Source organism: Bacillus sp. FSL K6-3459 (assembly GCF_038003305.1).
GTDB lineage: Bacteria > Bacillota > Bacilli > Bacillales > Bacillaceae > Bacillus > Bacillus pumilus_O.
This window is the reverse complement of sequence record NZ_JBBOOW010000001.1, coordinates 863,452-885,378: the sequence shown is the minus strand read 5'-3', so window position 1 is coordinate 885,378 and position 21,927 is coordinate 863,452. Positions and strand designations below refer to the sequence as shown.

Below are 21,927 nucleotides of genomic sequence, written 5' to 3'. Positions count from 1 at the left end.
GCGCCTGTTTTTTTATTGACCAGCTCTTGTTTGTCAAAAGCGTGTGAATCTGTTACATTTCTTCTCAATACCTTCTTTTGATGTTTTCATGAACTTTCAAAAATCACTTGAATATTTCGGAAGACCGCTGTATATTACTTAGTTGTTCATCAAAATATTTATAATAAATGACGAGTGATCATCTATTATCTAAAAGAAAGGAATGCAGGGACAAAACCAATGAAACTTGGAGCCCGTATTTTAAAAACTGGTATTGCCATTGTACTCGCGCTTTACCTGGCAACATGGCTTGGGTTGCCAACGCCCGTCTTCGCGGGGATTGCTGCTGTATTTGCTATCCAGCCATCTATTTATCGATCTTTTTTAACGATTGTTGATCAAGTGCAAGCCAATATTATTGGAGCAGCACTTGCCATTACGTTCGGCCTGCTTTTTGGCACTGGACCAGTCATTATCGGTTTAACCGCCGTCATGGTCATTGCCATTAATTTAAAGCTGAAGATTGAACACACGATTCCAATTGCACTTGTAACCGTCATTGCGATTTTAGAAAGTGCAGGGGATCATTTCCTTTCCTTTGCCTTAATTCGAACAGCTACTGTGGTGTTAGGAGTTCTTTCATCATTTTTAGTGAATTTAATCTTCCTGCCGCCAAAGTATGAAACAAAGCTTGTTCATCACATTATGGAAAATACGGAGGAGATTTTAAAATGGATTCGACTGAGCTCCAGACAGTCTACTGATCATTCCACTTTAAAGGATGACATCGATCAAATAAAAGAACGCATGATCAAATTAGATCACATTTACTTGTTATACAAAGAAGAACGAAGCTATTTAAAGAAAACAACCTATGTAAAATCAAGAAAGCTCGTTTTGTTCAGACAGGCCATTATGGCATCGAATCGTGCTCTTTACTTGCTGAAAAAGCTTCATAAATTAGAAAATGAAATTCACTTGATGCCAGAGCATTTCAGGGAAAGCTTAACAGATGAAATTGATTACTTACTCTATTGGCATGAGCGCACCTTGATGAAATTCGTCGGTAAAATGAAACCGCAGGATGATGAATTTCAAAATGAATGCTCTCTTCGCCTTGAAACGTTAACGAAATCATTTATCCAGCATCAGCAAAACCAAGAAAACGACTTGCTCGATTACAATATGCTAAATGTTATGTCCAGCATCATCGAATACCGTGATGAACTAGAGCATTTAGATACATTGATTACAAGCTTCCAGACGTATCACCCAAAAGACAGTGAAATTGAGACAGAAGAAAAAGAAGCATAGACAGAAAAGACCAATTCATAGAATTGGTCTTATTTTATTTTCTTCATTTTAGGATCCAGTGTGTCACGTAATCCATCTCCCATCAGGTTAAAACCTAAAACTGTCAGCATGATCGCGACACCTGGGAAAAATAATGTCCAAGGGGCTTGAACGAGATAAGGTCTCGCATCGGCAAGCATTTTCCCCCACTCTGGGCTTGGTGCCTGTGCACCCAATCCTAAAAAACCTAAAGCCGCTGCTTCGATAATCGCTGTTCCGATCGCAAGCGTCGCCTGTACGATGACTGGCACCATACTGTTTGGCAGAATGTGACGCAGCACGATGCGGCGGTGTGACATCCCAACCGCCTTTGCTGCTAGCACATATTCTTCTTGTTTAATACTCAGCACTTTTGAACGAACGAGCCGTCCAAAGGTTGGGACATTAATAATCGCAATGGCAATAAGGGCATTTTGTAAGGAGGGGCCTAAGATGGAGACGATCGCAATCGCTAGTAGAATACTAGGAAAAGCGAGTAAAATATCAAACATTCTCGAGATCACAGCATCTAGCACTCTTCCGCCATAGCCTGCAATCAATCCAAGCAGTGTGCCTAAAATGACAGACCCGAGAACCGAGAAGAAACCAACCCATAAGGAAATCCGCGCACCATGCACAACTCTTGAAAATATATCTCTGCCAAAATCATCTGTACCAAACCAGTGCGTAGCTGACGGTGCGCTAAATCGCTCACCGAGAGATTGTTCATTGATTCCAAAAGGAGCAATGAGCGGTGCGAAGATCGCTAAGATGAGAAATAAAAAGACAATCACACTACCAATGACCGCCAGCTTGTGCTGAAAGAACAGCTTCATCGATTCAAGAATCAATGATTGAGAGCGTTCTTCTTTTGGTTGAGGTGGTTCAAGCTCTTTTTGTGCTTCCATGTGATCACTCTCCCTCCCTAATATTTAATCCTTGGATCAATGACCGCATACAAGATGTCCACAATGAAATTGATCAGGACAAATATGAGCGCAACGACGAGAATACCAGTTTGAATGACGGGGTAATCTCGATAGCTGATGGCGTCATATATATATCGTCCAATGCCCGGCCATGCAAAAATGGTCTCTGTTAAAATGGCTCCGCCTAGCAAGAGGCCTGTCTGAAGACCAATAATCGTCAAGATCGGAATAAGTGCATTTTTCAGCCCATGCTGATAAATGATGAAAAATGAACGTACTCCTTTTGCTTTTGCTGTTCGAATAAAGTCTGAATGAAGCACTTCCAGCATACTTGCCCTTGTTATCCTTGCAATAATCGCAGCAGGGATTGTGGCAAGTGCTGTACTTGGTAAGATCAAATGCTTGATGCTGTCAGTAAATTGATCAAATCGGCCTTGCAAAAGCGTATCCAGCGTATGAATATAGGTGATTGACTCCACTGGATTTCTGACGTTTTCACGGCCCGTTGTCGGTAAAATACCCCATTCAATTGAGAACAACCACTGCCCCATTAAGCCTAACCAGAAAATCGGCATGGACACTCCAATGAGTGCAATAAACATCGCGACATAATCAAAGAAAGAATGTTTAAACCAAGCACTGATGATTCCCGCATTTACCCCCACAACGATCGCCAACACCATGGCAAAAAAGGTCAATTCTAACGTCGCAAATAAGTACGGTTTCATTTCCTGGGCAATAGCCGCTCCTGTTCGTATCGAAGTCCCTAAATCTCCTTTTAAAAGGCCCAGCATGTAATGTCCGTATTGAACATACCAAGGCTGATTTAAACCGAGCTGGATGGTTAACTGTTCTACTGCTTCTTTCGTTGCCCGCTGTCCTAAGATAACCTGTGCTGGGTTCCCTGGAATAAACCGTATAATTGAAAACACGACCAATGTCATTCCGATCAATACTGGGATGAGCATTCCTGCCCGCTTCATACAATAAGCAAACAAACAGCTTTCACCGCCTTTTCTTTGTTTGAATAAGGGAGATACAAGATCTCCCTTATTTGCTTATTTGAAATACACGTCAGTCAAAGCTTCTGAACCAGTTGGATGCGGCTGGTAGCCTTTTAAATCACTAGATGCTGCAAGCATTGGGATCGAATGCACCAATGGAATCCAAGGTGCTTCATCATGAATGATTTCTTGTGCTTTTTTATATAGCTCATTTCGTTTCTTTTGATCTGTGTCTGTTTGCGCTTCGATGAGGATGTCGTGCATTTTATCGTTTTCGAAGAATGTATAGTTGTTGCCGCCAATGCTGTCTTTGTCCAAAAGTGTGTAGATGAAATTATCAGGATCGCCATTGTCCCCTGTCCAGCCTAACAAGAACACATCTGCTTCTCCTTTACTTGCCTTATCTAAATAGGTCGCCCAGTCATATGTCACAATTTCTGCTTTGACGCCGACCTTTTCAAAGTTTGATTGAATGACTTCTGCTACCTTCATCCCATCTGGCATATATGGACGCGGTACAGGCATTGCCCAAAGCTTGATGCGAAAGCCGTCAGGAAAGCCCGCTTCTTTTAAAAGTTCCTTCGCTTTTTCGGGATCATACGGATACGGATCAATGTCGTCATTGTAGCCTTCTAAAGCTGGAGGAAGAGGATTTTTTGCTGGTTCGGCAAGTCCGCCATAAAATGACTTAATAATGGATTCTTTATCGACCGCGTAATTGAGCGCTTGACGAACAAGCTTGTTATCAAGCGGCTTTCTTGTGACAGTCAGTCCGATATAGCCTACGTTCATTGATGGTCTTTCAATGAGCTGGAGTGCTTTATCCGTTTTAATGCCATCTAAATCTGACGGATTCACACCATCCATCAAATCGATTTCGCCTGTTTTCAAGGCATTTAAGCGAGCCGAGTTTTCTGGGATCGAGCGGAAGATGATTTGATTCAGTTTTGGTTTATCTTTCTGCCAGTAATCTTCGTTCTTTTCTAATACGATACGGTCGTTTTGTTTCCACTCTTTAAATTTGAATGGTCCTGTTCCTACTGGATTCTCGCGAAAGGAATCGCCGCTTTTTTCAACAGCCGCAGGACTTGCGATGCCAAACGGTGACATGGCAATGTTTTTAAGAAATGTCGCCTGTGGGCGCTTTAGCTGAAATTCTACTTCATGCTCACCTTTGACGATGATGTCTTTAATGACATGTCCTTTATCTTTTTTATAGCCGCCAAACATGCCATAGTAAGGAAATTTTTCTGCATCACCATTCATCCAGCGGTCAAAGTTGAATTTCACTGCTTCTGCGTTAAAGTCTGTGCCATCGTGAAATTTCACACCTTCTCTTAAGTAGAATGTGTATGATTTTCCGTCCTTTGCAACATCCCAGTCTGTTGCGAGACCTGGGTGGATGGTCGTGTCTTTCTCACCGTAATTCAAAAGCTTTTCAAATATATTCTCTGTGACCTTGAAGGTTTCGCCTTCAGTTGTTGTGATTGGATCTAGTGAAGTGGAGTCTCCTCCTCTGCCAAATACGAGAGTATCTTTTGTTGCTTTCTCTTCTGATGACGGAGAGGACGAGCATCCCCCTAAAAACAGTGCAAGCACCAGCACAAAAATGAAACTACTGAACAACCAAGTCTTCTTCATTGTGTTCCTCCTTTTGATATAAGTAACACGCCGCCGCATGCCCCGATTCCTCCTCATACAAAGCAGGTACTGCTTTTAAGCATTTCTCCCACCTTTTTGGACACCTTTTGTAGAAAGGACAACCGCCGCTTGGCGTCATGGCAGACTCTTCTGCCGACACATCTTGCGTCTCTAGCACGTGATCCATATGTGGAATGGATTTCAGAAGCAGCGATGTATAAGGATGAAGCGGGCTGTGAAATACGTCTTCGGCAGGCCCCATCTCGACAATACGGCCAGCATACATGACTGCGATTCGGTCGCTCATATACCTGACAACACCAAGATCGTGAGAAATAAATAGATACGTCAGAGAAAGCGTCTTTTGCAATTCAAGCATCAAATTCAAAATTTGCGCTTGAACGGATACATCTAAAGCTGAAACGGGTTCATCGGCAATGACAAGACTTGGATGGGTAATAAGTGCTCTAGCGATCCCAATACGCTGCCTTTGTCCACCGCTAAATTGATGCGCATAACGCTCCCCGTAGGAAGGATCAAATCCGACAATATGCAGCATCTCTTTGACCCGCTTCCGCCTTTTTGCTTTCGTCCCATGTCGATGTACAATGAGCGGTTCCTCTAAAATATCTTTGATTTTCATTCGCGGATTTAATGAAGCATATGGATCTTGAAAAATCATTTGAATGTCTTTTCTTAAAGAACGCATCTCTCTTTCTTTCAAAAGAGTAATCTCTTGCCCTTTCAGTTGAATAGAGCCTGACGTCGGTTCAGTCAATCTCATTAAGCTTTTGCCAAGTGTTGATTTCCCGCAGCCTGATTCACCGACAATGCCAAGCGTTTCCCCCTCCTTCACGTGAAAGGACACTTGATTTAAAGCCAAAGTCGAATGCTTGTGTTTAGAAAAAAAAGCGGCTGTGTCATACCGTTTTGTCAGCTGATTCACTTGCAAGAGTGGGTGACTCAGTGTCTTCTCCTCCTTCCATTAGAAAGCATGCCACGCGGTGATCCTGTTCAATGGATTGTAAAACTGGATCTTCTTCAAGACATTGCGCAATTTTGTAAGGGCAGCGCGCGGCAAATTGACAGCCGGATCGAATGGTCCCTGGCTTCGGTACATGACCTGCAATAGAGATAAGCTTTTCTTTTTTCTCTTTGAACGATGGAACTGAGGCGAAAAGACCTTTTGTGTAGGGGTGCAGAGGTTTTTGAAAAATACGGTCAACGGTTCCTTCTTCTACGATTCGACCGGCATACATTATCATGACTCGCTGGCATATTTGCCGTACGACGCCTAGATCATGGGTAATAAATAAAATAGCGGTGTCCATCTCTTCGTTCAGCTTTTTGAGCAGGCGAAGGATTTGCGCTTGGATGGTCACATCAAGTGCAGTTGTTGGTTCATCTGCGATCATGAGCTTTGGGTGACAAAGCATCGCCATCGCAATCATCACACGCTGACGCATGCCGCCTGATAATTCATGCGGGTATTTTTTAAGCAACGATTCGGCTTGCTTCAATCCGACGGTCTGAAGCAGATCAACCGCCTTCGCTTTTGCTTCTTTTTGACCGATTGCTTGATGTGTGAAAAGGGCTTCTGTCATTTGTTTGCCGATGGTCATTAATGGGTTCAGAGAGGTCATTGGTTCTTGGAAAATCATCGAAATGTCATTTCCTCTTATTTCTCGCCACTGTTTTTCTGAAAGCGACAGCAGGTTTTGCCCTTCGAATTGGATCTCTCCCGTTGTCTCTGTTTGCTGGTTTAGTCCCATTAATGACATAGATGTAATACTTTTCCCGCAGCCAGATTCGCCAACAATTCCTAAGGTTTCTCCTTTTTGAATCGAGAACGATATGTGATGGACGATGGGTACTTTTTGCTTTTTTTGCTGAAATGCAATGGACAGCTGTTTAACATCTAGCAGCACGTCTTGTTCTTTCACATATTCACCACCCCGTCATACTTTTTAAAATTGTATTGAGACAAGCTGGGAAATATGTCATGTTTTTGACAAGCATAAAAAAGCCTATCCGCTAGAATCGGATAGGCTTCTACTAATTTAATGTTTGAATGGTAAAAAGATGGCGATAGTGGCTCTCTCTGTTCATTAATTCTTCGTGTGTTCCTTTTTCCACAATCTCGCCTTGATCCATGACGACAATGAGGTCAGCATGTGTAATTGTTGATAAGCGGTGCGCGACAATAAAGGTTGTGCGGTCCTTTGCTAGCTTTTGCATCGCTTCTTGAATGTAATGTTCACTTTCTAAATCTAGTGCAGACGTTGCTTCATCTAAAATCAACAGCGGTGGATTTTTTAGAAAGACCCTTGCAATGGAAATCCGTTGTTTTTGACCACCTGATAGCTTCACGCCCCGTTCTCCTACCTTCGTGTCATATCCTTCAGGAAGAGACATAATAAAATCATGGGCATTTGCCGCTTTTGCAGCCGAAACGATTTTTTCAAAAGAGGCTTCTGGATCTCCAACCGCAATGTTTTCTTTAATCGTGTCACTGAATAAGAATGTATCCTGTAGCACCATTCCGACTTGATTTCGAAGGCTTCTTGCTTTGTACTCTTTTATATCAATGCCGTCAATTTCAAGTGATCCGTTTGTCACATCATAAAATCTTGGAATTAAGCTGACGAGCGTCGACTTCCCCCCGCCGCTCATTCCAACAAGTGCAACCGTTTGTCCTTTTTCTACTTTCAAGGAGATATTGCGGAGAATCTCTTCCTGCGTGTGTTCATAACGAAATGACACATGTTTAAATTCGACCTCTCCTTTTAAATGATCGGCTTCTTTTGCATTCGGCCGATCTGTTACCTCATATGGCTCATCAATAAATTCAAAGATACGATCCATTGACGCTACCGACTGAGTTAAAGTCGTGGATGAGTTGATGAGGCGGCGAATCGGGTTGTACATCCGGTCAATATAACCAACAAAGGCAATCATGGTCCCGATCGAAAGTGATCCATTAATGACAGTGTAGCCAGCAAATGCAATGATCAATAGCGGTGCAATATCAGTAATGGTATTGACGACGGCAAATGTTTTGGCGTTCCAATTCGTATGGTTGATCGCTTTGTTTAAGAAATTTTTATTTTCATCATGAAAATTCTCTTGTTCATATTCTTCAATGGCAAAGCTCCGAATGACCGGCATTCCTTGTACTCGCTCATGTAGATGCCCTTGAACTTCAGCCAGCGCCTGTGACCGCTCTTTTGTCAGCTTGCGGAGCCTGCCGTAAAAAAACTTCACTGCAAACGCATATAACGGAAAAATAATGACAGACACGATGGTGAGCTTGATGTCCAGTGTACACATAATGGCGATTACGATGAGCACGGTCATCAAATCAAGCCAAATATTCATAAGACCTGTGATGACAAACTCTTTTGTCTGCTCCACATCGTTGATGACTCTAGAAATGATTTCTCCTGTTCTCGTGTTGGCATAATAACGAAGGCTGAGTTTTTGAATATGCGAAAACAGTTTTTCCCGAATATCAAATAATACTTTACTGCCTGTCCACTGCGCATAGTATTGTCTATAGTATTCAACAGGCGGTCTCATCACTAAAAATAAGACGAGCATGATTCCCATAATCATCAGTAGAGATGATGTCTTTTCGTCAGCCGACCCCGAGCCTTGAATGACATCATCAATGACATACTTTAAAAGCAGAGGCAATGTTAAGGGAATCGAAAACTTGATCATCCCGATGACCATTGTCAATGCAATCTGTTTTTTATACGGTGTTACAAAAGCCATGTAACGTTTAATGACCCCCATGTAAATCTCCTTCCCAATCTATCAGTGCCTCTTATCCGTACGCAATCAAAAACCTGTTAGCCTAAAAAGCTAAACAGGTTTTTGTTGCTCTTGCTTATTTTGTATAATGTAAAAAACGTTCATACCACATATCCACAAATTCAGGAGCAAACGGACCTTTCCGCTGGTGAATCCAATGCAATAATGTATTCAGATGCTCTCTTAAGATACTATCGATTTCCTTTGGATAATTCATCTGCCTCTTATGATCTGCATATTCATCCTCATCCAAAATATTGTATGTCATGTCCGGAAAGACTTTGACATCTAAATCGTAATCAATATACTTAATGGCTTCTTCATCTGTTGCAAAAGGAGAGCTGATGTTGCAGTAATAATATACTCCATCATCTCTAAGCATCCCAATCACATTAAACCATTGTTTTGCATGGAAATAGCAAATAGCCGGTTCTCTCGTCATCCAAGTACGGCCGTCGGATTCAGTCACCATTGTCCGGTCGTTTGCACCAATGATACACAATTCCGTTGCTTTCAGAATAGTGGTTTCATTCCAAATCCTGTGGATCAAGCCATTGTGCTTATAGCTTTGAATTTGGATGCTTTCTCCTTCCTTGGGATAGCCCATATTTTCTCCCCTACTTTCTATAACAAAAAAACCTAACAGTCCAAAGACCTAATTTCCCAACTAAACATGTCTCTATCATATTATACCGTTACATCATTAAAAAATGAAATGAAAAAGCCATTCAACCCAATTGAACGGCACACTGTTTTACATCAAGGTCGAACTCTTTTCCATTTGCTTGTATGAATTGATGACCTCTTCTGTCTGTTTTGTAAATAAGGTTTGGACTTTTTGCAACTCTTCACGTTTCTGTTTGATTTGATCATGAAGCCTGGTCCACTCTGCTTTTTTTTCATCTTGTAGCAATTGTTTTTCTGTTTCTAAACATAGATCAAGTTCTCCCTGTACATTGAGCAGTTGATCCATGAGTTGCATTTGTTCTTTTACAAGCTGATCGAAATCAGACATCTAACTCCTCCCTTTTATTTTCATCCACTTTTTGTCTGTATACCATTTCTTGAAAGTTCGCCGAAATCCTTTGACTGTTTATGTAGAGGTTTTACAGGTTTTGTCGGATGGTGGGGAGAGGCAAAAAGAAAAGCACTTCATTCGTAGATGAAGTGCTTTCTCTGTTTCAGTGATTAGCTGTTTTGTTGTTTGTTTTGCTCAGCTTTTTGGTTATATTTTTTTACGTGCTGCGCGTCAGTCTCGCTAGCAAATTCAGTGCCGTATTGACCACCTTGTGCAGCAGCTTGGTTTTGTTTCTTCACTTGTTGTGCGTTTGTTTTGTTTTGTTGTTTGTCCATCATTATCACCTCCACGCACATTAATTTGTGCAGAAGGTGCAAATCCTATTCATGATTTTTTTAAACAAGTAAAGAACGTCCGCCATCCACAATAATCGTCTGTCCTCTAATCATATCTGCCTTGCCTGATACAAGGAATTCCACGCTGTCGACCATGTCTTTAATTTCCACCATTCGGCCAGCTGGTGTATTTTTCTTGGCGTCTTCTAAAAGCTCTTCTCGGTTCGGGAAGTGCTTAAGTGCATCGGTATCGATCGCGCCGCCAGATACAGCATTCACGACGATATTTTTTTGTGACAGTTCAACAGATAGATAACGTGTCAATGCTTCTAATGCTGCTTTTGAGACGCCAACTACTGTGTAATTTTCAAGATAGCGAATAGAGCCTAGTGAGCTAATGCTGACGATATGACCGCCACCGTTCTTCTCCATTAATTTTGCCGCTTCTTGTCCGCAGAATAATAAAGCTTTAGCATTGATATTCATCGTCCAGTCCCAATGATTTTCTTCAAGGTCCATAATTGGACGCTGAACACCTGATGCCGCATTGTTCACAAATACATCTAAACGGCCAAAGGTTTCGTCGATTTGCTGAAACATATCTTTGATTTTCTCTGGTTGACCTACGTTGGCTTTGACAACCAATGTTTTGACACCCATCGCTTCAATTTCTTCCGCTGTTTCAAGTGCGGCTTTTTTGCTTCTCGCATAGTTAATGACAATGTCATATCCTTTTTCAGCCAGGCGAAGGGCAACTTCTTTTCCTACACCTCTGCTGCTACCTGTAATTAATGCACATTTACGTTGACTCATTATGGTTCATCTCCTGATTTGAATAGTTTTCGTCCATTCGCTTCACACTAATAGGAAAGTTCCTATTAGGAGGTTACATTCATGTATGTCGGACGCGATTTAAGCCAGCTTGGCATGATGTCCAAGGATCAATGGAAAGATACTGAGCTTGCTTACTTTCATCATGCTTTCCAACAAATTTTACCTTATTTAAACGAAGAAGGGCAATCTAAGTATCGAGAAATCATTTCTGAAATCGAAGACCGCGGGGGTCTGCACCGAAATGAAGCCGATTATACCCACGGTACAACGGTTAAATACGACTAGGTTCTTCAAGTGCCATCTTCCAAATTTTTTGGTGTGAGACTGGCAAAGCATATGCCTCAAATTCTTCTGTTGTGACTTTTTTCAGCATCGTGTCATCAGATACAGATGTCACACGTCCAAAGAAAACAGAAATATTCCAGATGAGGTGGGTAAATACATGCTGAATGGTGCCTTCTAAATCACCAAGTTCGGCTTGTACACCTGCCTCCTCTTTTAAGAAATCCATTAGCTGCTCTTTTTCCGTTTTTCTTCCCTTTATGGTTTCCAAGTTAGGGAATTCCCATAAATTCGCAAGAAGGCCTGTACTTGGCCGCTTATGAATATAGAGGTTGCCTGCGTCATCAAATAACACCGCTGCTGCCATTGATTTTGCAGTCGGTTTTTTCTTTTTACTTTTCACTGGGAGCTCATGCTGAACGCCTTCTTCGAGTGCCGAGCAATGCATGTTCACAGGACAAATGAGGCATGCGGGGGATGTTGGGGTGCAAATGAGCGCACCAAGCTCCATCAGCCCTTGATTGAATTCTGATGGCTTTTCCCGGGAAATGAGCTGATCGACCGCAAACTCGAAAATATTTCTCGTTTTTGGTTTTGCAATATCATCCCATATGGACAAAATACGGGAAATGACCCTCATAACGTTGCCGTCTACCGCAGGGTATGGCTTGTTATAGGCGATACTCAGCACTGCGCCGCTCGTATATGGGCCTACACCTTTGAGCTTTGAAAATTGCTCTTTCGTATCAGGGACAACGCCCTCGTAGGATTCATATACTTCTTTCACAGCTGCCTGTAAATTACGCACTCTTGAGTAGTAACCAAGACCTTCCCATGCTTTCATGACTTTTTCTTCATCAGCTAAAGCAAGATCTTTCACTGCCGGGAATTGCTCCATAAACCGGTTGAAGTACGGAATGACCGTATCCACTCTCGTTTGCTGAAGCATCACTTCTGATACCCAGACTCTGTATGGATCTTGATTTTCACGCCACGGAAGTGTTCGTTGTTCTTTTTCGTACCAATCGATTAAATCATACTGAAATCCCGCAATATCTTTGCGGTCCAGCTTTTCTTGAATGTCTTTCATATCTATACTCCTTCTCATTGAACCGAGGGCTAACGTTCTGAAAAGAACCTTATTTGTTGTATACTGTTTGTAGATACGTTAACATGTTACATTAAATCAAGACTATGTGCAAAAGTGCTTTTGCACATAGTCTTGAAAGAAGGCGTATACTTTGTATGATTGTTCCTAAGCATGACAACTAGGAGGTAATCAATTGGATACTGGTACTCATGTAGTAATGGGCATTTCTCTTGGGGGACTTGCACTTTTAGATCCAGCCGTCAGCGCAGATCCACACATGGCACATGCCGTGATGATCGCGACCATCGCCGGCTCCCAAGCACCAGACATTGATACTGTGCTAAAACTAAAAAATAATGCAGTTTATATAAGAAATCACCGAGGATTTACACATTCCATTCCAGCTGTACTGTTTTGGTCATTGCTAATTCCGGCTGTGATTTTCCCATTCGTGCCGGGGGCGAATTTACTTCACCTCTGGTTATGGACACTATTAGCCGTTGTGCTTCATGTGTTTGTCGACATATTCAATGCATACGGCACACAGGCCATTCGTCCATTTTCAAAGAAGTGGGTAGCGCTTGGGATCATTAACACGTTCGATCCATTCATCTTTTTTACACACCTTGTCGCCATTGTCGTTTGGGCGATTGGCGGGCATCCGGGCTATACGTTTATTACGCTGTATGCCGTGATTTTCTGTTATTATATCGTCAGGGTGATCATGCAGCTTCAAATTAAACGTCAGCTGCGTGCACGATTTGATGAAATTGAAGACATTATTATTTCGCCTACGATGAAGTTCAGACAATGGCGCATTGCCGTGAAATGTAAATCCTCTTTCCATGTTGGGCGCAGTATGAATGGAGAGGTTGTCATTTTAGACACCTTTAACCGGGTGCCGGTCCCTGATACTGAAATTATGAAAATTGCTAAGCAAGATGAAAACATTTCAGCCTTTCTCTCCTTCTCCCCTGTCTACCGGTGGGAAGTGGATAAATACAAGGATCATTACGAGGTGCGGTTCATTGATTTACGCTACCGCAGTAAAGGTCATTATCCTTTTGTCGCGATCTGCCATATCGACTTGGATCATCAAATCAAAAATTCCTATACCGGCTGGATTTTCAGTGAAGAAAAACTGCAAAAAAAATTAAGACTCGGCTCTGTGTGAGCGAGTCTTTTTTTGTTGTGTAGGGCTTGGATTTAGGGGGATAGATATTTGAATTTATGCAATTCGCAGAAACTGTGAACTATGCACTTATGTTGAGTGCGACACCAGGCTTTCCTGTCTTTTCCCACCATTCACCATTTCAATCCATGCACTCATGTAGAGTGCGACGGCTGTGGCGCCTTATTACACACCAGTAAAAAAAATTTCAATCCACGCACTCATATAGAGTGCGACTGCGATTTCTGCCCTAATTATAACATTTTTTAGGGAATGATAGCCAAAACCCTTAATTTTCTATATGGAATTTTGTTTTCACCTCTAAATAATATACATTTTTTCTCAATTTTGTCGAATAAAAAGGTGCGAATGCCCCAGGGATTTTATGTTCACCTCATATTCGCACCGAATCTTTCTTAATCCTATTTAATTAAAAACTATTATTGATGATAATCATACTTATTTCGCTGTTTCATCAACAGCTTTGAATTCATTAATAAAATGGGTGAGACAGAGTTATGTTTTTCACACCTATATCAAGCGCAATTGTCAATATATCTTTCAAGCTACCTTCTGACAAGAATTTTACTCCTCATACTCATATAGAGTGCGACGACGGTTCGAATCCTTCCTTATCATTAACAGAGAATTTCAATCCACGCACTCATGTAGAGTGCGACGCTTACTAATAATGAAGAAACCAAGCCAAATCAATTTCAATCCACGCACTCATGTAGAGTGCGACTCAATCTGGAATGCACATTGGAGCAACTTATAAAAATTTCAATCCACGCACTCATGTAGAGTGCGACTGCGATTTTCGCCCTAATTATAACATTTTTTAGGAAATGATCGTCAAAACCCTTAAGTTTCTATATAGAATTTTGTTTTCACTCCTGAAAATATACATTTTTTCTCATTTTTGTCGAATAAAAAGGTGCGAATGCACCAGGGATTTTATGTTCACCTCACATTCGCACGAATCTTTCTTAATCCTATTTTAAAAAAACTATTACTGATGATAATCATACTTATTTCGCTGTTTCATCAACAGCTTTGAATTCATTAATAAAAAGGCTGAGACAGAGTTATGTTTTTCACACCTATATCAAGCGCAATTGTCAATATATCTTTCAAGCTACCTTCTGATAAGAATTTTACTCCTCATACTCATATAGAGTGCGATTTGAAAAAAACATCAAGCTGAACCATCGGCTAATTTCAACCCACGCACTCATGTAGAGTGCGACTGTATAATCCAAATTTTGCTTCAACTTTGATGCTATTTCAATCCACGCACTCATATAGAGTGCGACAATAGAAGCCGAATTGAAAAAGTCACAACAGGTCAATTTCAATCCACACACTCATATAGAGTCGACTGCGATTTTCGCCCTAATTATAACATTTTTTAGGAAATGATCGTCAAAACCCAGAAGTTTCTATATAGAATTTTGTTTTCACCCTTAAAAAATATACATTTTTTTCATTTTTGTCGAATGAATAGGTGCGAATGTTCCAAGGATTTTATGTTCACCTCACATTCGCACCGACTTTTTCTTAGTATGAAATCTATTGAAACTTGTTAATTATACTTATTTATATTTCAGCAACAATTGAATTCAATTAGATACATGGCTACTGAGTCAGGAAGCAGAGTTATGTTTTTCGCAATTATTAACCCACACACTCATGTAGAGTGCGACCCTATAAAAGTCGAAACAAAAAAGTGTACAAGTTATTTCAATCCACGCACTCTTGTAGAGTGCGACAAAAATGATTGCTGCCGGAGTATGGACAATGATTGATTTCAATCCACGCACTCATATAGAGTGCGACTTTATGATAACGCTCTTTGAATATCACCAAAATTATTTCAATCCACGCACTCATGTAGAGTGCGACATTTTTAGCTGAAGCACCTATTTACGGGAAAACGATTTCAATCCACGCACTCTTGTAGAGTGCGACTGCGATTTCCGCCCTAATTATAACATTTTTTAGGGAATGATCGTCAAAACCCTTAAGTTTCTATATAGGAATTAAGTTTTCACCCCTGAAAAATATACATTTTTTCTCATTTTTGTCGAATGAAACGGTGCGAATGTTCCAGGGATTTTATGTTCACCTCACATTCGCACTTAGTCTTATGAAATGACGTCGTCCATTTTAAGTCTTCCATAGCCTGCATTTGTTTTAGCGCCGATTCCTTCGTGTTCTAAAGCTCCTAGTAAGATGGTTTTGGCGAGTTCGAGCCATTCCGCATCTTCTGGTAGATTCTTTTTTGTTTTCAATAGAAGTTGAAAGCGGCCGTTGACCACCGTTAAGAAATGAATCGGTGTTGGTGAGTCATCATCTCGAGGGGCTGGAACACTTCCCCCTTTGTTCATCTTATCTAGCTTGACGCTGTTATAGTCTGAATGATGTGGTGTCATCACATCCACTTTGAATGCTTCTCCTACCGTCTCTGGCATCATGAGCGCATCATGAAATTCGATGATACCGGCACGTTCGTTTGTTCCAAACAATGTGTTGTAATCACTACCATCTTGTTTTAGTTCTTCAAAGTTTTCACCTAATACAGAATGGGCATAATGAGAGGCTACGCCTTTTAAAGCTGTTCCTGGTAAATAAGGAATGCCGTATATCGGGTGTAATAACAATCCCGTTTCAAGTACACCCTCTCCTCCATGTCCAATGACTAACGGCGATATGGACTTGACTAGGCATGTGGGGTTCGTATCGGTATAATATTGCTCCACAAATCTTTCATACAAAAAGCGATTTTCCCCCCACTGTTTTCGATGTAGACGAATCACATTTTCATAAAATGACTGCTTCTCCGCACTGTCATTTATGATGTCCGACAATGTAGAACCACCAATCTCCCATTTGCTTTTGTTTAAGGTTAATGACAGATTCATTGGATGTCCTCCACATTTTCCGCCCCTTGTTCCACCTTTAAAATAGATTCCGCATATCTTTTTAACCAAACAGATGCACTTAAAGCTTGTCTTGATTTGATTAAGTAATCTCGATTGGAAGCTGACCAATCCCCTTGTATATCTAGTGTTTCTTTTATATCCTGAACGAATTGTTGATAAGCATTTCCTTTTTTTGATTTTGCCTCGAAAAATGTAATGGTGAGCCTTAATCCATTTGTTAAGATCATTGAGGCGAATCTGTGACAGAGTTGTCCATATTGATTTGAGAAATTCTCCTCATTCGTTTTGGCATTCATCACATGTTGATACGCTTTCTCAGCATAATGATGTTGAATGAGTTTCATGATCCCTCCCCTCCTGTCATACGCCAGGAAACTCTTCCTTTACCTACGTTTGTGTTTCCACCTAATTGAAGATACATCTGTTTTTCTAGTTGATTTAAAAGTTGGTGTCTAACAGATAAATCATTGCTTCCATCGACACGATCACACCACATGAGCCCATAAAATATGGCTTCTGCTGGTACATACTCTTCATACCAGAGAGCACCTTTACTAACTGTTTGGGTTTCATGATCAATTCTAATACGAGGTGTCACTTCAGAATTCATGGTGACAATGTATTGAAAAACGTCATCACTTACAATCACAAATCGTTCTATCCAAAGAGTTTGTGATTGTTTATCGTCGAATAAAAGTTTGGCCATCTTTTCAGCAAAATCGGTTAGTTGTGGAGATTTTTTTGCAGCCCCTTGAAATTCACCTAGATATAATTCGTCATTCTCTACTAATTTAGAATTCATGGTGACTAGCGTGCTTGATTCTTCTATGAGATCAGGGATATCCAGCGATACACCTAATGCTTTTGCATCACGGGCTAATCTTTTCAATATGAGTGGACTTGCCACATATCCAAATGTACCGTATCTACTCGCCACCGGGAATGAAAATAACCGGCCATCTGTCATGACGACTGCTCCTGCGCTTCCATCTTGATCTCCTTGTCTGCCAAATACTTTTTGTACGAATGTGTCTTGTCCTTTCGCACGATAATGTTCACGCTGCACGCCTTTAATACTGCTTCCAGGTATAATCGGCCATTCTGTTACTTTTTCTCGTTGAATGGGCATATCAATCACGCCAACTCCTTCACCCGCTCCAATATGAAGGGGGGATAAACAATGTATCCAAAACCAACGGCTTGCTTCCATCGTCTCACTCCTCTTATTCATTCGGTTTCCATGTTCCCCAAAGTGCTAACCCGCAGCCATCTTCACGATCAAACGCTTCTTTGCGCCGGTTGCGATCAGATACTGATTGAAGCCACATTTTTTCGGCCAGTTCTGCTGGATCTCCTTCTTCTACTGTAAAGAAGTAAACACTACCTGCGGGGACTAAGCGGCGGATTGCTTTTTCACGTCCTTTGTCTTTATTTGCTAAGCTCCATCCAGAGATAGGCTGCCAATGTGGAACAGATGCCCAAACCAATTTCAGTCGTACATTTGTATCAAATAGTGGTTTTGACATGAGCTGTTCATCCAGCCAGCCGGGCTGCCATCCTTTACTGAAATAAGCGGGTGTCGCCAATATCATGCGAACATACGGCTTGTTTTTGAGCGATTCTTTAATAGCATCTGGACATGTCCAATCTTGTTGGTATACATGTGGCCGGTCTTCTATATGAGCCAGCCGTCTTTCACCACCGATTGGGTGAATGCCTGAGAAAGGCTTTAATTCTTCTGACTCTTCAGTAGATAACTCTATTCCTGCCTCCAGTTTAAAGTCATCTGGGAATAAGAGCGATTCTGTTGAAAATAGATGCTGATCTTTTGCCTTTTTACTGCCAGTTTCCACTTCAATTTGTGTCCGTTCCTGACGCTGTAATGCTGGAATAAATGCCGGTGGTGTTTCCTTTCTGAAAAAATGATTTTCCTTCTGCATATGTTGGTATTCAGTCAAAGCTTCCTTCACCTGACTCTCATTCACTGCGTCTGTCAGCCAGTTCACCATCCACTTTAGTGATACAAAAGCAGGCGGCGATTTCATTTTTTTTCGAGCACCAGCTCCAATTGGCGGCCATAATGCCTCACTAAAACGGCCTGTTTTTCCTGTACCAAAAAAGCTCTGTCCTTCCGACATCATTGGCTTTGGTCTCACTTGATACATGCCATACTCATCATCAAATAACTCAAGGTCATGAGGCATTGGCACATATAAATGATCATGCCAGCGATATAAAGGACCTCGCACAAGAGATTTCGCAAAATAAGAAAGTGGCGTCGTGTGTTTCATTGATTGTCGTTTCTTCGCTAGTGCTGTACGAAGTGTTCCTGCGACCACACTCGGCGGAACATCGTTTAATGAACGCGCCCGTATACCCGGTACACTTTGAAATGGGCGTGCATCACGAATAAGCAGCGGATCAAGCGGTTGAATGTGAAACCATCTTTCAGGCATGTCCACTTACCTCCTCTAGTTGAAGAGCAATGATCATACATTCAGCGATTGTATGTAATTCTTCTAATGTATTCTTCTTCGGTATATACTTCGCAATCAATTGATCGATCCACTCTTTCGTTTCTTGCTCTGTTTTTGCTTCCGTTTTCTTTTTGAATGCAAGACGTCTTATCTCTAGTGGAATGAGTTCATCTAAAATTGCTGGCTGTTTTTTAAAAGAAGACTGTTCGTATGTTTGATACAACTCTCGTAAGCCATATGCAAAGCCTGATGTGAAATAAGACTGTTTTAACCACGTCGTCATCTCTTGGATAAAGGCCACTGGATCTATTTGAAATGAGACTGAGATATTCATTGTGTCTCCTCCGCCTCGCTTTTGGAAATGAATCGCTAATGAATTTCGCTCTTGTTTTGCATATTGTTCGGCCTGACGTGCCATGCTTCTTACTTCTTCAAGAGGCTCAAGCATATGGACGATGGCGATGCCAATTGAAATCGAAGGAAGTATTTCACTATGTTGATGAGCCTTCATCGTTGAAACAAATTCACTTTGTAATTTCTCAGCTGCTTCTAAGCATTGGTGCACCGGTACATAAGCCATGACATCATCTCCACCACCATAAATCAATGTACCTTCACATTTGGAAATAATCTCACTTGCCTTTGAAGCAAAAGTTGAGAGCGTTTTAGAAAATGCAATATGACTTTCTACATGCTGTATATTTCGCAGTTGGCTGCCCATCTTATCTCCATCCGCCATGAGAAAGGCATAGTAAGGTGAAGGTGCTGGTGGTTTAATCGGCAGGCCGTGATGCTTGCTGTATGCACCTTTGAAGTATTTTTCAAGCAGCTGTGTGATGTCATTTTTCGCTTCTGTTCGTGTGGTCCCGACAAGTCCACGTTGTTCAAGATAATCTTCTATTCTTCTTTCATAAAAAAGCGATGCCTCACTCAAATCAATAGGGGCTACTGTCAGATTCATATTCTTAAGATATGTTTCTACATCTTTCACATATTGTGTGGCTGCTTTCTTCATCTGTTCATTTTGGTCCAACATATTTTGATAGGGAGCAAAAGCTTTATCACATACAGATGGAAATGTCATACTCGGATGCTTATGTAAGGACAATCGTTTGATCACTGAAATCGCATCTAATGATTCATGTTCACCAATTCCCCATTTCGCTAGTTGCGCCACTTGCTGTGGTGTTTTTTTCTTTTGGAAAACAGACTCTCGTCCACCGTCAAGTGATGATTTTGGTTCACCGAATAACGCCCCTGGCTCATTTTGTTTAAAATCTCTTAAAGTCTTCCGTGCCGCCATTAAACCTTCGACTTCTTGAAGAGCCATATGATATGGACTTGCCGACGCATTTGCCGCTTCCTCTGGAGTTTGCATCTCAGTCCACACAGCATAAAATTCTATTAAATCATCTACTTGTCGATTCCATGTGCCTATTTGAATATAAGGATCAACTATTTCTCTAACAAAATCTGCGTATTCCTTCCATTTGTCATATATTGCTTTTTTCACTTGTCTTGCAACGGATGAAGGCTGTTCGTGTGAGATTTCTCCCAATATTTTGTTTGGTGCGTTGTTTGTTTTTGCAGAGGATTCGTTGAACACAGGGAAAATAAGCGTTCCACCCAGTTCTTGAAATTTCTTCGCACCTGCTTTACTTAATTCAGATAGAAGAAAAGAGCCAAACCATAAATCACGCGTCCGCCTTGCTTGCGCAATAAATTCTTGAACAGGCCCTATCGAAAATAGCATTAATGTTTGTTTTTGTAATTCTTCTGACAAAATGTTTGCACCTCCTTGCTATGTAAAAAGGCTTGAATCGCCGATGAGTGCGTCCGGCCACTCTCGTCTTGTAATGGGTTGTTTGAGTAGGTGGCTGTTGGGTAGATACTTTGTTCATCTGTCACATTGGGCAAAGGCTTTCCGTTCCCTAAAAGCGATAAAGCTTCAATCTTTGGTTGCTGCAGCACCATCACCATGCCCACCGATTCCTTTTGATTAATAGCTAACGGTTTTAAGATGAGTGGTGAAGCCAAACGATCCTTTCCTTTAGGTAGGAGCGTTGTAGGATTTGGGTCTTTCCCCTTATCTTTAGGAGCAAATCGAAACTGAATAGGCAAACCAAATTGAGCTCTAGGAAATGCTTGATATTCAAATGGTTTCCCTTTTGGATATGGGGTTTCATGACCTGATTTAGCCTTACCTGCTAAAAGACGAATAGTATCTGCTTCCGGCCAACAACTTCTCCCCATTTTTTTATTCGGGTTTGATCTTCTTCGAAATGTTTCATATGTCTGAATGACGGATCGCCAGCTTGAGATCATAGAAGATGGAAATGCCTGTACTTTGAATTCACGACTAAGCGTCGGCCATTCTCGACTTGATGCTGGCAATTGGATGTCATATTCTAAAAGTTTTTGCTCAAACCATTTTTCCAATTGGCTTTTTGTCCTCTTGTTGTATGGTGAAAATTGCTTGCAATATAAACTGCCACACCCACGTCTCGTTCTTGACCCAAGTCCACCGAAGTTGATCCAAGCCCACAAGGCAGCTTCAACTTCTTTTTTGATTAACTCATATTGGGTTGTTTTTTTAGATAACCGGATATTTAAAGAAAATTGCGCCTTCATGAGGTATGGTGTTTCATCTTTCATATTTGAAAGAACATACCGTGGAAAAGGATGATTTTTCTTTTTAAAAAATACTTTTGAATTTCTTTTCACTTCGTCTGTTTCATAATGGGTTACCACTTGAATCTGGCTCGCTTGTTCTGTATGACCAAATATCTCTGCTTCTCTTTTAGATAATTCATTCGCATTTTTGCAGGCAGCTCCTCGAGTTGCACGCCACCAGAAACGAAGATAACCACGAATTGCACTTTCTCGAATCGGTCTGTCTTGATCAATTGAGTTTGATTGGGGCCCTCCCCCAAACATTGGCGTAACCAAATGAATAGTGAGCGGCTCTTTAAAAAGTCTTTGGTCTTCATGAATGTTTGTGTCAATCGCATGTTTCACATCATGCCAATTGGTTTTGGGTTTTCTAGATTCCCTTGTCATGTCGCTCTCCTTTC

The 21,927-nt window shown here is 41.3% G+C and carries 19 protein-coding genes and 1 pseudogene; 3 read left to right on the top strand and 17 right to left on the bottom strand.

What is annotated here, in order from left to right; all coding sequences use genetic code 11:
- Positions 1 to 219 precede the first annotated feature (219 nt).
- Entirely contained in the window at positions 220 to 1,293 is a 1,074-nt protein-coding gene (locus MHI35_RS04195; protein WP_012009344.1) for an FUSC family protein, read from the top strand.
- Positions 1,294 to 1,322: 29 nt separating this feature from the next.
- Here MHI35_RS04195 and MHI35_RS04190 read toward each other — a convergent pair whose 3' ends face one another.
- The 10 genes and pseudogenes from MHI35_RS04190 to fabL form a co-directional block, all read right to left on the bottom strand.
- The gene (locus MHI35_RS04190) at positions 1,323 to 2,219 is read right to left on the bottom strand and encodes an ABC transporter permease (RefSeq protein ID WP_335349644.1); all 897 of its coding nucleotides are present in this window, start codon (positions 2,217 to 2,219) and stop codon (positions 1,323 to 1,325) included.
- Positions 2,220 to 2,236: 17 nt separating this feature from the next.
- Positions 2,237 to 3,238, bottom strand: a complete 1,002-nt coding sequence (locus MHI35_RS04185) for an ABC transporter permease (protein ID WP_041816177.1) — start codon at positions 3,236 to 3,238, stop codon at positions 2,237 to 2,239.
- A 60-nt stretch (positions 3,239 to 3,298) separates the two neighbouring features.
- Positions 3,299 to 4,885, bottom strand: a complete 1,587-nt coding sequence (locus MHI35_RS04180; RefSeq protein ID WP_144522543.1) for an ABC transporter substrate-binding protein — start codon at positions 4,883 to 4,885, stop codon at positions 3,299 to 3,301.
- Positions 4,860 to 5,837 (bottom strand): ABC transporter ATP-binding protein, encoded by a 978-nt coding sequence (locus tag MHI35_RS04175; protein ID WP_335349645.1) that lies wholly within the window; start codon positions 5,835 to 5,837, stop codon positions 4,860 to 4,862. The genes MHI35_RS04180 and MHI35_RS04175 overlap by 26 nt, the downstream gene beginning before the upstream one ends.
- Positions 5,806 to 6,828, bottom strand: a complete 1,023-nt coding sequence (locus tag MHI35_RS04170) for an ABC transporter ATP-binding protein (protein WP_169057393.1) — start codon at positions 6,826 to 6,828, stop codon at positions 5,806 to 5,808. Before MHI35_RS04170 ends, MHI35_RS04175 begins: the two co-directional genes overlap by 32 nt.
- Positions 6,829 to 6,940: 112 nt before the next feature.
- Entirely contained in the window at positions 6,941 to 8,683 is a 1,743-nt protein-coding gene (locus tag MHI35_RS04165) for an ABC transporter ATP-binding protein (RefSeq protein ID WP_335349646.1), read from the bottom strand.
- Between the two features lie 94 nt (positions 8,684 to 8,777).
- A complete protein-coding gene (gene ntdP, locus MHI35_RS04160) occupies positions 8,778 to 9,308 on the bottom strand; it encodes a nucleoside tri-diphosphate phosphatase (protein WP_003217818.1) in 531 nt (176 codons plus the stop codon).
- A 147-nt stretch (positions 9,309 to 9,455) separates the two neighbouring features.
- Positions 9,456 to 9,716 carry a YgaB family protein gene (locus tag MHI35_RS04155; protein ID WP_144522547.1) on the bottom strand — a complete coding sequence of 87 codons (261 nt, stop codon included), beginning with the start codon at positions 9,714 to 9,716 and terminating at the stop codon, positions 9,456 to 9,458.
- Positions 9,717 to 9,889: 173 nt separating this feature from the next.
- Positions 9,890 to 10,039 (bottom strand): annotated as a pseudogene (locus tag MHI35_RS04150) (gamma-type small acid-soluble spore protein); the annotation flags it as partial.
- Positions 10,040 to 10,114: 75 nt separating this feature from the next.
- The gene (gene fabL / locus MHI35_RS04145) at positions 10,115 to 10,867 is read right to left on the bottom strand and encodes an enoyl-[acyl-carrier-protein] reductase FabL (protein WP_024425211.1); all 753 of its coding nucleotides are present in this window, start codon (positions 10,865 to 10,867) and stop codon (positions 10,115 to 10,117) included.
- 81 nt (positions 10,868 to 10,948) lie between these two features.
- On the opposite strand from fabL, the gene MHI35_RS04140 reads away from it, so the two are divergent.
- Positions 10,949 to 11,173, top strand: a complete 225-nt coding sequence (locus tag MHI35_RS04140; protein ID WP_003217808.1) for a hypothetical protein — start codon at positions 10,949 to 10,951, stop codon at positions 11,171 to 11,173.
- Here the strand turns inward: MHI35_RS04140 and mutY are convergent.
- Positions 11,160 to 12,260 (bottom strand): A/G-specific adenine glycosylase, encoded by a 1,101-nt coding sequence (gene mutY / locus MHI35_RS04135; RefSeq protein WP_335349647.1) that lies wholly within the window; start codon positions 12,258 to 12,260, stop codon positions 11,160 to 11,162. The two genes, MHI35_RS04140 and mutY, sit on opposite strands and share 14 nt — an antisense overlap.
- 193 nt (positions 12,261 to 12,453) lie before the next feature.
- Here mutY and MHI35_RS04130 point away from each other — a divergent pair, with 193 nt between their 5' ends.
- Positions 12,454 to 13,434, top strand: coding sequence for a metal-dependent hydrolase (locus MHI35_RS04130; protein ID WP_335349648.1), 981 nt, complete (start codon positions 12,454 to 12,456; stop codon positions 13,432 to 13,434).
- A 2,144-nt stretch (positions 13,435 to 15,578) separates the two neighbouring features.
- Here MHI35_RS04130 and cmr6 read toward each other — a convergent pair.
- The 6 genes from cmr6 to cmr1 are packed head-to-tail and all read right to left on the bottom strand — an operon-like array spanning position 15,579 to position 21,913.
- Positions 15,579 to 16,355 (bottom strand): type III-B CRISPR module RAMP protein Cmr6, encoded by a 777-nt coding sequence (gene cmr6 / locus MHI35_RS04125; RefSeq protein ID WP_335349649.1) that lies wholly within the window; start codon positions 16,353 to 16,355, stop codon positions 15,579 to 15,581.
- Positions 16,352 to 16,720, bottom strand: a complete 369-nt coding sequence (gene cmr5 / locus MHI35_RS04120) for a type III-B CRISPR module-associated protein Cmr5 (protein ID WP_041090765.1) — start codon at positions 16,718 to 16,720, stop codon at positions 16,352 to 16,354. Before cmr5 ends, cmr6 begins: the two co-directional genes overlap by 4 nt.
- Positions 16,717 to 17,586, bottom strand: coding sequence for a type III-B CRISPR module RAMP protein Cmr4 (gene cmr4 / locus MHI35_RS04115; protein WP_335349650.1), 870 nt, complete (start codon positions 17,584 to 17,586; stop codon positions 16,717 to 16,719). The genes cmr5 and cmr4 overlap by 4 nt, the downstream gene beginning before the upstream one ends.
- 13 nt (positions 17,587 to 17,599) lie before the next feature.
- A complete protein-coding gene (gene cmr3 / locus MHI35_RS04110) occupies positions 17,600 to 18,832 on the bottom strand; it encodes a type III-B CRISPR module-associated protein Cmr3 (protein ID WP_335349651.1) in 1,233 nt (410 codons plus the stop codon).
- Positions 18,825 to 20,636 (bottom strand): type III-B CRISPR-associated protein Cas10/Cmr2, encoded by a 1,812-nt coding sequence (cas10, locus tag MHI35_RS04105; protein WP_335349652.1) that lies wholly within the window; start codon positions 20,634 to 20,636, stop codon positions 18,825 to 18,827. The genes cmr3 and cas10 overlap by 8 nt, the downstream gene beginning before the upstream one ends.
- Positions 20,606 to 21,913, bottom strand: a complete 1,308-nt coding sequence (gene cmr1 / locus MHI35_RS04100; protein WP_335349653.1) for a type III-B CRISPR module RAMP protein Cmr1 — start codon at positions 21,911 to 21,913, stop codon at positions 20,606 to 20,608. Before cmr1 ends, cas10 begins: the two co-directional genes overlap by 31 nt.
- Positions 21,914 to 21,927: the final 14 nt, after the last annotated feature.

What these genes read in the sequence shown, in the direction of transcription:
- MHI35_RS04195 (WP_012009344.1), top strand. Translation starts at nt 220, where the DNA reads ATGAAACTTGGAGCCCGTATTTTAAAAACTGGTATTGCCATTGTACTC.
- cmr1 (WP_335349653.1), bottom strand. Translation starts at nt 21,913, where the DNA reads ATGACAAGGGAATCTAGAAAACCCAAAACCAATTGGCATGATGTGAAA.
- cmr6 (WP_335349649.1), bottom strand. Translation starts at nt 16,355, where the DNA reads ATGAATCTGTCATTAACCTTAAACAAAAGCAAATGGGAGATTGGTGGT.
- MHI35_RS04165 (WP_335349646.1), bottom strand. Translation starts at nt 8,683, where the DNA reads ATGGGGGTCATTAAACGTTACATGGCTTTTGTAACACCGTATAAAAAA.
- MHI35_RS04140 (WP_003217808.1), top strand. Translation starts at nt 10,949, where the DNA reads ATGTATGTCGGACGCGATTTAAGCCAGCTTGGCATGATGTCCAAGGAT.
- cmr4 (WP_335349650.1), bottom strand. Translation starts at nt 17,586, where the DNA reads ATGGAAGCAAGCCGTTGGTTTTGGATACATTGTTTATCCCCCCTTCAT.
- cmr3 (WP_335349651.1), bottom strand. Translation starts at nt 18,832, where the DNA reads ATGCCTGAAAGATGGTTTCACATTCAACCGCTTGATCCGCTGCTTATT.
- MHI35_RS04180 (WP_144522543.1), bottom strand. Translation starts at nt 4,885, where the DNA reads ATGAAGAAGACTTGGTTGTTCAGTAGTTTCATTTTTGTGCTGGTGCTT.
- ntdP (WP_003217818.1), bottom strand. Translation starts at nt 9,308, where the DNA reads ATGGGCTATCCCAAGGAAGGAGAAAGCATCCAAATTCAAAGCTATAAG.
- fabL (WP_024425211.1), bottom strand. Translation starts at nt 10,867, where the DNA reads ATGAGTCAACGTAAATGTGCATTAATTACAGGTAGCAGCAGAGGTGTA.
- mutY (WP_335349647.1), bottom strand. Translation starts at nt 12,260, where the DNA reads ATGAAAGACATTCAAGAAAAGCTGGACCGCAAAGATATTGCGGGATTT.
- cmr5 (WP_041090765.1), bottom strand. Translation starts at nt 16,720, where the DNA reads ATGAAACTCATTCAACATCATTATGCTGAGAAAGCGTATCAACATGTG.
- MHI35_RS04155 (WP_144522547.1), bottom strand. Translation starts at nt 9,716, where the DNA reads ATGTCTGATTTCGATCAGCTTGTAAAAGAACAAATGCAACTCATGGAT.
- MHI35_RS04190 (WP_335349644.1), bottom strand. Translation starts at nt 2,219, where the DNA reads ATGGAAGCACAAAAAGAGCTTGAACCACCTCAACCAAAAGAAGAACGC.